This window comes from Geobacillus sp. YHL (assembly GCF_022341265.1).
In the GTDB taxonomy this organism is placed as follows: Bacteria; Bacillota; Bacilli; order Bacillales; family Anoxybacillaceae; genus Geobacillus; species Geobacillus thermoleovorans.
In genome coordinates this window covers 16,799-31,004 of sequence record NZ_JAEIGB010000008.1, presented here as the reverse complement: position 1 = coordinate 31,004, position 14,206 = coordinate 16,799, and the positions used below count along the sequence as shown (strand labels likewise).

The 14,206-nt window shown below is 54.5% G+C and carries 13 protein-coding genes; all 13 read right to left on the bottom strand.

The genetic code is table 11. From position 1 onward, the window contains the following. Window positions 1-177: 177 nt before the first annotated feature. Window positions 178-540, bottom strand: a complete 363-nt coding sequence (locus tag JCR24_RS09230) for a small basic family protein (protein ID WP_011230623.1) — start codon at window positions 538-540, stop codon at window positions 178-180. Between the two features lies 1 nt (window position 541). Continuing rightward, on the bottom strand, window positions 542-1,258 hold the full coding sequence (locus JCR24_RS09225; protein ID WP_238980498.1) for a DUF881 domain-containing protein: 717 nt from the start codon (window positions 1,256-1,258) through the stop codon (window positions 542-544). Between the two features lie 28 nt (window positions 1,259-1,286). Next, the gene (locus JCR24_RS09220) at window positions 1,287-1,991 is read right to left on the bottom strand and encodes a DUF881 domain-containing protein (RefSeq protein ID WP_011230621.1); all 705 of its coding nucleotides are present in this window, start codon (window positions 1,989-1,991) and stop codon (window positions 1,287-1,289) included. Further along, a complete protein-coding gene (gene divIB / locus JCR24_RS09215; protein ID WP_238980497.1) occupies window positions 1,972-2,757 on the bottom strand; it encodes a cell division protein DivIB in 786 nt (261 codons plus the stop codon). Before divIB ends, JCR24_RS09220 begins: the two co-directional genes overlap by 20 nt. Window positions 2,758-2,969: 212 nt before the next feature. Then, on the bottom strand, window positions 2,970-4,070 hold the full coding sequence (spoVE, locus tag JCR24_RS09210) for a stage V sporulation protein E (RefSeq protein WP_013145846.1): 1,101 nt from the start codon (window positions 4,068-4,070) through the stop codon (window positions 2,970-2,972). Between the two features lie 53 nt (window positions 4,071-4,123). Next, window positions 4,124-5,479, bottom strand: coding sequence for a UDP-N-acetylmuramoyl-L-alanine--D-glutamate ligase (murD, locus tag JCR24_RS09205; protein ID WP_013145847.1), 1,356 nt, complete (start codon window positions 5,477-5,479; stop codon window positions 4,124-4,126). After that, on the bottom strand, window positions 5,480-6,454 hold the full coding sequence (mraY, locus tag JCR24_RS09200; protein ID WP_011230617.1) for a phospho-N-acetylmuramoyl-pentapeptide-transferase: 975 nt from the start codon (window positions 6,452-6,454) through the stop codon (window positions 5,480-5,482). It lies immediately after the preceding gene. After that, entirely contained in the window at window positions 6,433-6,894 is a 462-nt protein-coding gene (locus tag JCR24_RS09195; protein WP_011230616.1) for a hypothetical protein, read from the bottom strand. The genes mraY and JCR24_RS09195 overlap by 22 nt, the downstream gene beginning before the upstream one ends. Next, window positions 6,891-8,360, bottom strand: a complete 1,470-nt coding sequence (locus JCR24_RS09190; RefSeq protein WP_238980496.1) for a UDP-N-acetylmuramoyl-L-alanyl-D-glutamate--2,6-diaminopimelate ligase — start codon at window positions 8,358-8,360, stop codon at window positions 6,891-6,893. Before JCR24_RS09190 ends, JCR24_RS09195 begins: the two co-directional genes overlap by 4 nt. A gap of 113 nt (window positions 8,361-8,473) precedes the next feature. Then, window positions 8,474-10,408 (bottom strand): stage V sporulation protein D, encoded by a 1,935-nt coding sequence (locus tag JCR24_RS09185; RefSeq protein ID WP_238980495.1) that lies wholly within the window; start codon window positions 10,406-10,408, stop codon window positions 8,474-8,476. A gap of 71 nt (window positions 10,409-10,479) precedes the next feature. Further along, window positions 10,480-12,690 carry a penicillin-binding protein gene (locus JCR24_RS09180; RefSeq protein WP_238980494.1) on the bottom strand — a complete coding sequence of 737 codons (2,211 nt, stop codon included), beginning with the start codon at window positions 12,688-12,690 and terminating at the stop codon, window positions 10,480-10,482. A gap of 6 nt (window positions 12,691-12,696) precedes the next feature. Continuing rightward, window positions 12,697-13,053, bottom strand: coding sequence for a cell division protein FtsL (gene ftsL / locus JCR24_RS09175; protein WP_013145853.1), 357 nt, complete (start codon window positions 13,051-13,053; stop codon window positions 12,697-12,699). A 96-nt stretch (window positions 13,054-13,149) separates the two neighbouring features. Then, on the bottom strand, window positions 13,150-14,082 hold the full coding sequence (rsmH, locus tag JCR24_RS09170) for a 16S rRNA (cytosine(1402)-N(4))-methyltransferase RsmH (RefSeq protein ID WP_238980493.1): 933 nt from the start codon (window positions 14,080-14,082) through the stop codon (window positions 13,150-13,152). Window positions 14,083-14,206: the final 124 nt, after the last annotated feature.

Below are 14,206 nucleotides of genomic sequence, written 5' to 3'. Positions count from 1 at the left end.
TAAAAACGCGCCGGTGCCGGCCGGCGTTTCAGTAAGCAGCGACACCTCCTTTTTCGGCTGAAATTTCCCATCTCTTTGTCTATTGGTCTATGTCTAGTTTGCGAGTTTCGCAACAACACGATATTTTGTTTTACCCTATATAATTCAACACGCGAAAACACTTTCCCTGTCTTTTGCCTAACTTTTTTCGCGATTGTACCGCCGCTTGGCCCACTCAGCAAGCCAAAGGCGGCGGATGATGGCAATGTTTTGAAACAAGCGGACGCCGAAGGCGAACACAGCCGCTAAATACAAGTCTACACCAAGATGCACCCCAAGAAAAGTTAAAGTTGCGGCCAGAACAATGTTGAAAAAAAACCCGGTTATAAATACGGTTTCGTCGTACGTCCGCTGCAGGTGGGCGCGCCATCCTCCGATTAATGTATCAAAGGCGGCCAAAATGGCAATCGACAAATAATTGGAATATTCATCGGGAACTTCCCAGCCGGCGAAAACGCCGATGGCAAACCCAAGAAGCAATCCGAGAAGCGGAAGCCACATGCTATTTCTCCTCCTTGCCGCCGTTCGCTGTCTCCATGTATTTCACATCAGGGCGGCTAGCCGCGGGCGGAATGACAACGAGCGGCTGGGGCTTGGATATTGACAGCTCCAAGTTTTCCACGGCGAAATCATCGCGGATCGGCGAAACGGCGAGCCCGCTGTACAGCTTGTCCGCATCATCGGCGATTGCTCTCACTTCGACTGGCAGCCTCACTGAGCGGCTCCCGACTTTCGTTGCGCCATTGACATCGCGAATGGCCGTCCGGTTCGTCAGTCGCTCACCGTCGATGGCGATTTCTTTCGCCCCGTATTTGTTCAACTCATTCACTAACCGTTGCAATAGCTCGGGCGATACGGTGGCAACGGCCGGACCAACGTAGCCGGCCGCCGAAAGCGGCGCGATCGTCAACACGAGACCGCTTCCTCTCACTTCTGTCAGCCCGGCTTCTTCCCTCAGCTTCGCGACTGTCGCTTCAAGCTCTGTCGCGCCGCCCGCCTCGTGTTCCCGACGGTAGCGGCGCAATGTTTCCTCGTAACTCTCTAGCTCCTCAAGCAGCCGTTGTTCAAGCTTCTGCTCTTTTGTCAAATCGGCGCGCAACTCCCAAATGTCGCGCGTGTCGCGTCCTTCCGGATGCAGCGTCGTCCGAAGCCCGACGGCCAGCATCACACCGAATATGGCAGCTACGCCGGCAAAATAGAATCGATTTTTCCGTTCCAATGCGCTTCACCGCCCCTTTCCGCCCGTTTTACGGCTCGGGCGCAAACACCGGATCCAACACGATCGCTCCTTGCTTTTCCACTTTTACGTCGATATGGTCTTCGACAAGTTCGTCGACGATGCCGCCGGGAAGCTCTAGAGCGGACATGAGCACGTCCGGATTGCCAATGGCCGAAATGACAAACGGAGCGGCATGCTGCGTTCCATCGACCTCAATGACTGGGCCGTTGCAGACGATGTATGAACGGTGGGAAATGCGCTGCCCATTAATAGCGACCGCTTCGGCGCCGGAAATGAGCAACTCGTGAACAACTTTCCATACGTGCTGTTCATGAACGATATAATTGGTAGCGCTCGCTTCAGAGGGGATATAAGAGGAATCGGAAAGGGTGACTGCTACACCTTTCCCTTTCACCCTCGCTTTTCCGACATGCATGCGCAGCTGTTCCGCTTCTTTTGCCAATCCGGCCTCGTTCTCCTGCTCCTCGGCCAGCTTCTTCTCCCACGCAGCCAGCTCCTCCTGCTTTTTGACAAGCTGCTGCTTGAGCGACCGGTTTTCTTTTTGCAAAGCAAGAAGCGCCGAGCGATATTCGTACTCTTTTTTCCACTCGCTGTCGCTCCATTCGCGGCGGGATGCTTCGTTTTTCGCATGTTGGTACGAGAACCCGAGCATGGCGCCGAAGATCAAGCAGATCAACGTCAGCAGGAGGCGGCTACGGGCTTGTCGTTTCATCGCCATCCTCCTTTTTCGGGGGGGAGTAAGGAACAAAATAGCTGCCGACTTCCAAATGAATGACTCCTTTGACGTTTCGGTCAAGCGCGGCGGCAATCGCAGGATAATGCGACAGCTTGTCCGCAAATTGCCGGATTGTCGCGCTTACTTCATAACCGTCATTCATGTAGACGATGACGCGGTCTTCATATTTCCTCGTCGGCTTGTAGTGAATTTCCGACATGGCGCCCAGCACGGCCGCGGGCAGTTCGGCGAGCTGCCCCGTCATTTCAGCAATGGCGTCGCCGTCTTTCCAGCCGACAAGCACCGGCGCATCGCTTGGCGCCGTCTTCGTCCCTTCTTGCTTTAACAGCCGCCCGTTTTCAAGCAATGGAAAAAACGTTTGCCGGTCATACACATAAGCGATTCGCCGCCATTCGCGGACGTGGATGGCGATCGTGTTCGGCAGCTGTTTTTCCACTGTGGCCTCCTTAATTTCTGGATGGCGAGTGAGCTTTTTTTCCACGTTTTGTTCATTCACTTTCCAAAAGCTTGTCCGCTTCGTAATGCCGCTTAAGCTGATGATGCGCTCCGCTGTGAGATGACGGTTGCCGCTCACTTCCACATGCCCGACAGCGCCAAGCGGCGACTGGAAGTAAAGGACGCACAAAATAAATAGAAAAAAGAAAGATAAGTACGCAATGAGCCGGCGGTTCGCTTTCTGGCGGCGCCGCTCCTTCAGTTTCGGCACGCGGTCCTCCAAGACGACGACTTTTCCCTTTTCCATCGCATTCCCCGCTTTCTTCTTCAAAGCCCGCGCTGAAACGACCGGTATAAAAACAAACGGCATCCGCTGCCGTTTCTTTGTTTTTGCACTTATTTTCATTATATCACAAATGAATGTAAGAGAGAGCCTGTTTTTATCGCATTTGCCGGCACCGTTCGACGATGGGCTGCGTTCGAGAGACGCCAAAAAAACGGCGGACATCCGCCGCTTGCCTAATACCGGGCATGCCTGCTGATATTAAGCAGCACGCCGATGGCCATCAACATCAACGTCAGCGACGATCCGCCGTAGCTTAAAAACGGGAGCGTGATGCCGGTAACGGGCATCAGTCCCGTCACAACGCCGATATTGATCATCACTTGAATCGCGATCATCGAAATAATGCCAAGCGCCAAAAAACTTCCGTACAAGTCAGGGGCGCCAAGGGCAATGCGCACACCGCGCCAAAGAAGAAGAGCAAAGAGCAGGAGAACGAGTGAACCACCGATAAAGCCGAGCTCTTCAGCTAAAATGGCGAAAATAAAGTCGGTTTGCGGCTCCGGCAAATAAAAAAACTTTTGTCGGCTCTGCCCGAGCCCAAGGCCGAACAAGCCGCCCGGCCCAATGGCGTACAGCGACTGGATGATTTGAAATCCGCTTCCAAGTGGATCTTCCCATGGGTTTAAAAACGATGTAATCCGCTTGATTCGATATGGAGCCGACAGGATGAGGGCGGCAAGCCCAGCGAGCCCCAAAACGCCAAGCCCGGCAAAATGGCTGAGACGGGCGCCGGCGACGAAAATCATCGTCACGCACGTACCAACCATAACGGTGCCCGTTCCTAAGTCCGGCTGCAGCATAATCATGCCGAACGCGGCAAACACAAGCAAAAGCGCCGGCAACAGTCCTTGTTTAAATGACGTAATTTTTTTTTGGTTTTCCGATAAATATTTGGCCAAAAAAGCGATCATAGCCAGCTTCATAAACTCGGACGGCTGGATCGAAAACGCCCCGACGCCGATCCAGCTGCGCGACCCGTTGCGAACCATGCCGATGCCGGGAATGAGCACAAGAACGAGCAGCACAAAACAGACGCCAAGCAGCACTTTCGACCAGTCGCGCCACACCCAATAATCGATGTTCATGACAAAAAACATAGCGATAATGCCGACGCCCGCAAACAATAGCTGGCGCTTGGCGAAGAAAAACGAATCGTTGAATTTGTATTCCGCCCAAATGGCGCTCGCGCTGTACACCATAATAAGTCCGATGGCCAAGAGCGAAAACGTCAAAATAATGAGCAAAAAATCTGGCGCAGACTTTTTCCGCGGCAATGCCCAACACCTCTATTTTTGTAAACTAGAGGGGAAGGGCTGTCCCTTTCCCTCTATTTCAACTTATGCACGGCATTGATAAAAATGTCCCCTCTCTCCTCGAAAGTTTTGTATTGATCCCAGCTGGCGCATGCTGGAGAGAGCAAAATGACGTCGCCCGGCTCGGAAAGCTCGAAAGCAACCGGGACGGCTTTTTCCACATTATCGACATATCGGATCGTTTCTATTCCCGCTTTTTGGGCGATGCGGCCGATTTTATCCGCCGTCTGGCCGAACAGTACGACCGCCTTCACCTGTTGCAAATACGGGAGAAGATCATCAAACTCATTGCCGCGGTCAAGCCCGCCGGCCAACAAAATGACCGGCTCGCCGGCAAACGCTGAAAGCGCCTTTTGCGTCGCTAAGATGTTCGTCGCTTTCGAGTCGTTGTAAAACCGCCGGCCGTCAATTTCCGCCACATACTGAAGCCGATGTTTCACGCCGGAAAACGTCGCCAGCACCTGGCGGATCGCCTCATCACTGGCGCCGGCCAGCTTGGCGGCCGCCACCGCCGCTAAAATGTTTTCCAAATTGTGCTGTCCAGGAAGAACGATGTCAGCGATTCTGATAACTGGATCACCGTTCCAATAGATGGCGCCATCTTGAACGTACGCCCCTTCGCCAAGAAGCTTCGTCGCCGAAAACAGCACTTTTTGCGATCGAACCGAGGAGGCAATGTTCATCACGAGCGGATCGTCGGCATTGACGACGGCATAATCGCGCTCCGTTTGATTGCGGAAAATGTTCGCCTTTGCCGCTGCATACGCCTCTTTCGTTCCGTGGTAGTCCAAGTGGGCGTCGAAAATATTGAGCAAAACCGCAATGGCTGGGCGAAACTTGTCAATGCCGGCAAGCTGGAACGAAGACAGTTCCGTGACAAGCCATTGCCCCGGCTTCGCTTCCCTCGCCACCTCGCAGGCGACAAGGCCGATGTTGCCGGCAAGCAGCGGATCTTGGCCGTCCGCTTTTAACATTTCGTAAATGAGCGTCGTCGTCGTCGTTTTTCCGTTGGACCCGGTGATGCCGATAAACGGCCCTTCGGAAATGTGATAAGCAAGCTCCACTTCGGTCACAACCGGAAGCCCCTTCTCAAGCGCCTTTTTCACCATCGGGTTCGTGTACGGAATGCCCGGGTTTTTCACGACAAGGTCAAACGGCTCATCAAGCAGTTCAAGCGGATGACCGCCGCAAACGACGCGAATGCCCAGCGGTTCAAGCTGCTTGGCCTCCATGTTTTCCGAAAGCGGCTTTTGATCATTGACGACGACCTTAGCGCCTAACTCCGCAAGAAGCCGAGCTGCCGCCGCTCCGCTTTTCGCCAATCCAATGACAAGCACACGACGATGTTGATAAAAACGAGTCGGTTTCAATTACATCCACACCTCGATATAAATTCCTAGCATCGCAAATAAAAGGCCGACGGCCCAAAACGTCACAACGATCCGCCATTCTGACCAGCCGACAAGCTCATAATGATGATGAAGCGGACTCATGCGGAACACGCGCCGTCCCGTCGTTTTGAACGAAGCCACTTGAATGATGACCGACAGCGTCTCGATGACAAACACACCGCCGATGATGACAAGCAACAGCTCAAGCTTCGTCAGGACAGCGACAGCGGCGATCGCCCCGCCAAGTGCGAGCGAGCCGGTGTCGCCCATAAACACTTTCGCCGGGTGGGCGTTAAACACTAAAAAGCCAAGCACGGCGCCAACAACAGCGACGCAAAATACAGCGACATCGTACTGGCCTTGATTCCAAGCCAAGACGGCATAAGCGCCAAAGGCGATCGCCGCCGTTCCGGCAAGCAGCCCGTCAAGCCCGTCGGTCAAGTTGACAGCGTTCGAACCGCCGACAAGCATGAACAACAAGAGCACGCCGTACGCCCATCCGAGGTCGACCGACCAATCGGCGCCGGGAATATGTAACACCGTCGAAAAGCCGCTTTGGCGGTAGACGGCAAAAAAGATGGCTGCGATAAGGAGCTGGCCGATAAATTTTTGCCGGCTCGTCAAGCCAAGATTTCGCTTCATCACGACTTTGATCATATCGTCGAGGAAGCCGAGCACCCCATAGCCGACGGTGACCAACAACAGCAAATACGTCCTCGTCGACAAGCCGGCGATTTTTGGTGTGATCCATAAGGTCGTTGCCACAATCGCCAACAAAATCATGATGCCGCCCATCGTCGGCGTGCCTGATTTTTTTTGATGCGACTTCGGCCCTTCCTCGCGGATGCTTTGTCCGAATTTCAACCGCCGCAAAAACGGGATGAACAGCGGCGACAAAACGACAGTGATGAGAAAGGAAACCGCCATGGCAATCACGATCGCTTGTTCTGGCATGCATCGTCACATCCTTTAAACGGCCGAGCGTCCAGCCATCGCTTCTCCAATTCCGCCAGTCGGCGGCGCACAGCCTCGCCAGCAAGGGGGCTGTCTTCAGGAAGAGCGAAGAAAAACTGCACACCCTCTGCACGGTCTTGCTCCAAGTATCGCTCGAACAATGCCGCTGCCGCCTCGAGCGGCGACGGAACGAAAAAGATCGGAAATTGATTTGGAATGTAGCGCGGCAACGGCTCTCCCAGACGCCAAAATGAAGCGATCGCTCCGTGTTCAATCGCCGTTTTCAATGTTTCCGCCCCGTTTTCGAGCGGAACGAACAACCCTTTTTTCACTTGTTTGGCTGGGTTGACGAACACGGCGTGAAAGCGGATCGTTTCATCAACAATGCCGCGCGCCTCCACCGCCATCGATTGCACCGTCCTGTATGCGATCATGGTCATCCTCTCTCCTTCACTGCCGCTCGGGCAACAGCGCGATCGTCAAACTCAATCACATCGTTGCCAATGATTTGATACGTTTCATGCCCTTTGCCGGCAATCAACACAACATCGCCTTCCTGCGCCTGGCCAATGGCGTAGCGGATCGCCTCTTCACGGTCAGGAATCGTCACATGCTTTCCGATCTCAGCGCTTACTCCCGCTTCCATGTCGCGCAAAATTTGCTTCGGGTCTTCCGAACGCGGATTGTCGGAGGTAAAAATAGCGACATCCGCATACCGCACCGCCACCTGCGCCATGAGCGGCCGTTTCGACCGGTCGCGGTCGCCGCCGCAGCCGATGACGACATACACGTTTCGCTTCGCCAATTGGCGCACCGTTTTTAAGGCATTTTCTAAACTGTCCGGCGTGTGGGCGTAATCGACGATGATCGTAAAGTTTTGCCCTTCATCAACCGTTTCAAACCGCCCCGGCACCGGCTCGACATCCGCAAGCGCCGCGGCGATCGTTTCAAGCGAAAAGCCAGAGGCAAGGCAGGCAGCGGCAGCGGCGAGAATGTTATAGACATTGAACGAGCCGACAAGTTTCGTTTCGACCGCCGCCGATCCGTGCGGCGTGCAAAGCCGAAACGCCATGCCGCCTGCGGTCATGCGGATCTGTTCCGCCATCACATCGCTTTTTTCCCTCATCCCGTATGTGACGATCGGCGCGGCCGTCATATGTTTATAATACTGCGAAACCGGATCGTCATGATTGAGAACGGCAAATTTCGGCCGCCGTTCGTCGTAGCGGTTGCCGAGCTGGGCAAACAAAAGCCCTTTGGCGTTCCGATATTCTTCCATTGTCCCGTGATAATCCAAATGGTCTTGCGTTAAGTTCGTAAAGACGGCCACATCGTAATCGCAGCCATGCACCCGCCCTTGGTGCAGCGCGTGCGACGACACTTCCATGGCGACAAACTCCACTCCTTCATCGACCATCTGTTTAAACGTGCGCTGCAAAATGAGCGACTCCGGCGTCGTATTGGCCGCCGGATAGGAGCGATCGCCGACCTTGATGTGAACCGTGCCAATGAGCCCTGTTTTCTTGCCGGCTTTTCTCGCGATTTGTTCCATGATCGACGTTGTCGTCGTCTTGCCGTTTGTGCCTGTCACTCCGATTAAATGTAGGCGGTGGGTCGGCCGCCCGTAAAACGCGTCCGCTAAAATCGCCATCGTCCGCCGGCTGTCCGACACAAGAACGACGGGAACATCAACGGAAAGCGGCCGCTCGGCCACGATCGCCGCCGCTCCGCGCGCCACCGCTTCCTCGGCAAAGTCGTGTCCGTCTACTGTAAACCCTTTAAGGCAAAAAAAGAGAGAACCGGGGGCAACGCGGCGCGAGTCCATTTCGAGCGCCACGATATCGGGATTGCCTCCATGGTGCACCCAAAAACCGGGCAAGTGTGACAGCAGCGTCAGCAGTTTCATATTTCGTTCATCCCTTTCGCTTCGAAATCGTCCGCTCCGTTAGGCAGACAGCGGAAAAAGGGGCACAACCAACCCGATGTGTCATCGCATCGGTCGCCCCTTGCGCGTTCGTCTTACCGTTCTTCTACCGCTTCGCGTTTCGCCAAATAAATGCGGACCGTTGAACCTTCTTTCACTTTCGCCCCTGGCTTCGGGGATTGTTCAACAACGACATCTCCCTCGCCACTAACATCTAATTTTAAGTCAAAAAGCTGCTCTTGCAAATCATTTTTTGTCATTCCGATCAAGTTTGGCACTTCAATGACTTTCGGCTCGTTCCAGTCGCGCTCCTTCTCGAGCTGGTCTTTGCGGGGCTTCACGCCCAACGTGCGCAAACTATCTTCCATAATTTTTCCTACAATCGGGGCAGCGACCGTGCCGCCGAACTGAACCGTTCCTTTCGGGTTGTCGACGGCGACGTACACGACAAGCTTCGGGTCATCCGCCGGAGCGAAGCCGATGAACGAAACGATATGGTTGTTTTGCAAATAGCGGCCGCCTTGCGCCTTTTGCGCCGTTCCCGTTTTGCCGCCGACGCGGTACCCTTCGACATACGCCTTTTTCCCTGTTCCTTGAGCGACGACGCTCTCAAGTGCGTAGCGGACTTGTTTCGATGTTTCCTCGGAAATGACGCGCCGTTTCGCTTTTGGCGTGTTGCGGCGGACGATCTCTCCTGTTTCCGGGTCGACCCACTGCTTGGCAATGTACGGAGTGTACAAAATGCCGCCATTGATTGCCGCCGACACGGCAGCGACTTGCTGGATCGGCGTCACCGACACTCCTTGGCCAAACGCCGTCGTTGCCAGTTCCACCGGCCCGACCCGTTTCAAATCAAACAAAATGCCTGTTCCTTCGCCTTGCAAGTCGATGCCCGTTTTCTCACCAAAACCGAATTGCTTAATGTAACGAAACAACGTCTCCTTTCCAAGCCGCTCGCCAAGCTCGACAAACCCCGGGTTGCACGAGTTTTGCACGACTTCCAAAAACGTCTGATCTCCGTGGCCGCCTTTTTTCCAGCAGCGAAGCGTAGCGCCGGCTACTTTGGCGTAGCCCGGGTCAAAGAAATGGTCTTTCAGCAAATTCACCTTATGTTCCTCAAGCGCCGCGGCCAGCGTAATGATTTTAAACGTCGATCCCGGTTCGTACGTGCTCCAAATCGGCAAGTTGCGGTTGTAAATTTCCGGAGGAACGCTCCGGTAATCCGCTGGATTGAACGTCGGGCGGCTCGCCATCGCCAAAATTTCACCGGTGTTCGGGTCCATGGCGATCGCGATGATGCCGTCCGGATTGTATTTCGCCTCCGCGATGTCAAGTTCGCGCTCCATGATCGTCTGAATGCGCGAATCGATCGTCAACACCAAATTCAAGCCGTCAGTCGGCGGCGTATAGTCATCAGCGATATCGGGCATGCGTCGCCCTTTCGCATCGGAATAAAACTGCACGGAGCCGCGCTCGCCCCTCAGTTCCTTGTCATAATACAGCTCCAACCCGGTGAGCCCTTGGTTGTCAATGCCGGTGAAGCCGAGCACGTGCGACAAATAGCTGCCAAACGGATAGTAGCGCTTCGTATCTTCCGCGATATACACCCCATCCAAGTCGAGGGAGCGCACATTCGCCGCTTTTTCATCGGAAATTTTCCGCCCTTCTTTCAGGCGGACGATCGACGTTTTTTGCGTGATTTGTTTATAGATGGATTCGATCGAACCGCCCAGCACCCCGGCCAGCTTTTTCGCCGCCTCTGCCGGGTTTTTGACTTGCCGCGGAATGACATACACCGTCGGCGCGCTCATGTTCGTCGCCAGCGGGACGCCGTTGCGGTCCAAAATTTCGCCTCGCTTCGGCTCAAACGGAATGTTCCGGCCCCATAGCCCTTTCGCCCGTTCCGCTAATAGATCGCCGAGCCAAAATTGGACGTAGCCGAGACGGAGATCGATAATGGCAAAAATCAAAATCCCGATCAAAAACACGATCGTCAACCGCTTGCGCACGGTAACGTACGATACGCGCATATGGCGGAACCTCCTTCATGGTGGGCTCGTTCCACTATATGCTTGTACGCCCCGTTATAGAACGGCAAAAATCATTCGTGCGGCTCGGCTTCTTTCCGTAAAGCCGCCTCTTTCTCCTTCTCCGCCGCCGCTTTCTCCCATTGGCGCGGCGGAGCCAATTCAACAATTAAATAATCGCCTTTGCGCACCTCCGCTCCCGGACGAATGTTTTGGCTGACGACATAGCCGGTCCCTTTCGTGCTCGGCCGCAAGCCGAGTATATGAGCCACTTTCATAGCGTCGCGCAGCGAGAAGCCGCGCAAATCCGGCATCGTTGCCGCCCCGTCCGTTTTCAACACGACCCGTTCGCCCAAAAGAACGTGATCGCCGCCTTGCGGAAGCTGCTGCTCAACATATTTGCCGCGGCCGATCACGACCGGCACATATCCCTTTTCCTTCAGCTGCTCTGCTGCCGAAGCCGCCGGCTGGCCGATCCATGAATCAAGCGCCTGCGGTTGGGCAGTCTTTGCTTTCATTCGTTTTTCCCCGTTCGGTTCAATATGCAAATATTGCAAACTGCTTTTCATCACCGTCGTAAAAATTTGCGACACCGGCGCCGCTCCGGTTTCGGTCACATCGAGGTGCGGCTGTTGGACCGCGACATACATGAGAAGCTTCGGATCATCCGTCGGCGCCATGCCTAAAAACGAAAAAATGTAGTTTTCCCGTCCGGTCAAATAGCCCCCGGAAGCCGACGGAATTTGCGCCGTCCCCGTTTTGCCGGCGACGCGGTAGCCGTTGATTTGGTACGGACGGCCGGTGCCGTGCTCGGACGTGACGACCGTCTCTAAAATGGCGCGCACTTTGCGCGCGGTTTCCGCCGTAATCGGCTCGCCGACCACGGTCGGCCCATGATCGAGCACGACTTTGCCGCTGTCTGGGTCGACGACTTTCTCGATGACATACGGCTTCATCATTTTCCCATCGTTGGCGATCGCCGTCGCCGCTTGGATTTGCTGGATTGGCGTCACCGATGTCCCTTGGCCGAATCCGGTCGTAATTCGTTCAATCGGGTAGCGATAGCGGATTTGTCCGACCGCTTCGTTCGGCAAATCGATGCCCGTTTTCCGGTCAAAATGGAAACGGTGCAAATATTGCAAAAACCGATCTTCACCAAGCTTTTCTTTCACTAAAATCGAAAAGGCGACGTTTGAAGAGCGCTGCACCCCTTCATTAAACGTGATCGTCCCCCAGCCGACATCGTTATGGTCGCGGATCGTGTTCGGCCCCACTTTGTAGGAACCGGAGCGATACGTTTCGTTGCCGTTATACACTCCTTCGTTGATGGCCGCCGCGAGCGTGAACACTTTCATCGTCGATCCCGGCTCATACGGATAGGAAATGGCGTCATTTAAAAAGTTCGTAATATCACGCTTGTTTGGGTCAAAGCTCGGACGCGTCGCCATCGCCAAAATTTTCCCTGTTTTTGGATCAGCGACGATGGCGATCATTTTTTTCGGCTTGTATTGCTTCTCGACACTGCTCATCGCATCTTCCAAAAACGATTGAATCTTTCCGTCGATCGTCAAATAGACGTTTGCCCCATTGTCCGGCTTGACAATGCGCTCTTCCCCCCCGGGGAGGCGGAAGCCGTTTGCGTCGCCGGCAAACGACACATAGCCGTCTTTTTCACGCAAATACCGGTCAAGTTCTTTTTCCACGCCCATTTTGCCGACCGTTTCGTTGGCTGCATTTTTTTGCGCATAGCCGATGACGTGCGACGCAAACATGCCGTTCGGATAAAACCGGCTCGTGTCGCGGATGAAAGCGATGCCTGGCAAATGGAGCGCTTCGATTTTTCGCTTCAGCTCAAAACTGATGTTGCGGCCGTAGGCCCCAAACTCGACTTGCTTCGCTTTTTTGGTCAAAATGCGTTCCATCACCTCGACGTCCATGCCAAGCAACGGGGCGAGTTGTTCCGCTGTTTTTTTCGGATCGACCACATGGTGCGGATGATCTGGATCGGTTGTCATCTTCGGATCCAAAACGGCCACAACCGTATACGACGGTACATCTTCAGCCAAAATGGCGCCGTTGCGGTCGAAAATCGTTCCGCGCTTCGCCTTGATCGTCCGCGTTTGTTGATGCTGCCGCTCCGCGATCACAGCCAGCGTTTGGCCGTCCGCTTTGCCGGTCCATTCAAGCTGCACAAAGCGGGCGAACAACAGAGAAAAGAGGAAGCCGAACAGGCAAAACAGGATGAACGCTCCTTGATGGGTGTTGCGATGCTTTCTTGCCTCCATCGCCGATCATTCCTGCACAACTTTCACATGGTTTTCGTTGAGCGACAAACCGAGCTCTTTTGCCTTTTGCAAAATGCGCTCGTACGCGCTCAGCCGTTGCACCTCGACATATAGGTCATTGTTCTCCTTTTTCTGCTCGTCAATCGACGCCTCGAGCTTTTGCACCCCTTTGTTCAATTCGTAAATGCGCACTTGGTTCGAGACGATATGAACCGCCGCATAGAAAACAAACAAGCAAAACAACACAAACAGCATCTTTTCAGCCAGCGACAGGCGAAAGCGCTGCTTCCGCCGCGTCTTCGGGCTTGGCGGTGACGCCGGATGTCGTTGTTCGCGCGCGACTTTGACTGCTGCATCGTTCACATTTTTCCCCTCCTGTTTCTCCATGCATTCGTTTTTCGCCGCAATGGGCGGCGCCCGCATTGAAATTTGGTTGTGTTTCCCCGCTATTTTCGTCATCTACAGCTTTTCGGCAATGCGGAGTTTAGCCGAACGGGCGCGACGGTTTCGTTCGAGCTCTTCCTCGGAAGGAACGATCGGTTTTTTTGTAATGATTTTCAGCACGGGGCGGTAGTCGTCGGGGAGAACCGGAAGCCCCGGGGGCAACGGCGGGCTTTCGCTCGCCTTTTTAAACGTTTCTTTGCAAATGCGGTCTTCAAGCGAATGAAACGTAATGACGCTCACCCGGCCGCCGGATGCAAGCAGTTCGATCGCCTGCTCGAGCGCCTCGCGAAACGCCTCAAGTTCGTCGTTGACCGCGATGCGAAGCGCCTGAAAAATGCGTTTGGCCGGGTGTCCGCCGCTGCGGCGCGCCGGAGCGGGAATCGCCGCCTTGATCACATCAACGAGCTCCCCCGTCGTTTTAATCAGCCTCGTGCGGCGCACTTCCTCGATTTTGCGCGCCACTTGCTTCGAAAACTTCTCTTCGCCGTAACGGAAAAAGATGCGGACGAGCTCCTCGTATGGCCAGCGGTTGACAATCTCCGCCGCCGTCAGCCGCTGCTTGCGGTCCATCCGCATATCAAGCGGCGCATCGTGCTGATAGCTGAAGCCGCGCTCGGGTTCGTCGAGCTGCGGCGAAGAAACACCCAAATCAAACAAGACGCCGTCGACGGACTTGACGCCAAGCGCCGAAAGCTCCTCTTGCAAAAACCGGAAGTTCCGGTGCACAAACTGCACTTGCCGGCCGTAGCGGGCGAGCCGTTCGCGCGCATGCATGATGGCAGCTTCGTCTTGGTCAAAGGCAAACAACTTCCCACGTGCCGACAAACGGGAGAGCAAATACTCGCTATGGCCGCCGCCGCCCAGCGTACAATCGACGTAAATGCCGTCAGGGCGGATGTTCAGTCCATCGACTGCCTCTTTCAGCAACACTGTTGTATGTTGAAACACATGTCCACCACCTTCGTTGCGTAAAGCCACACTCACATCAGCCAGTGGCCGCCTCCTTATTATATCGCAAAGATGGACAAAATTTTAGCTTTTTTTGTAAAAAAACGTCCTTTTTTGTTTCTTT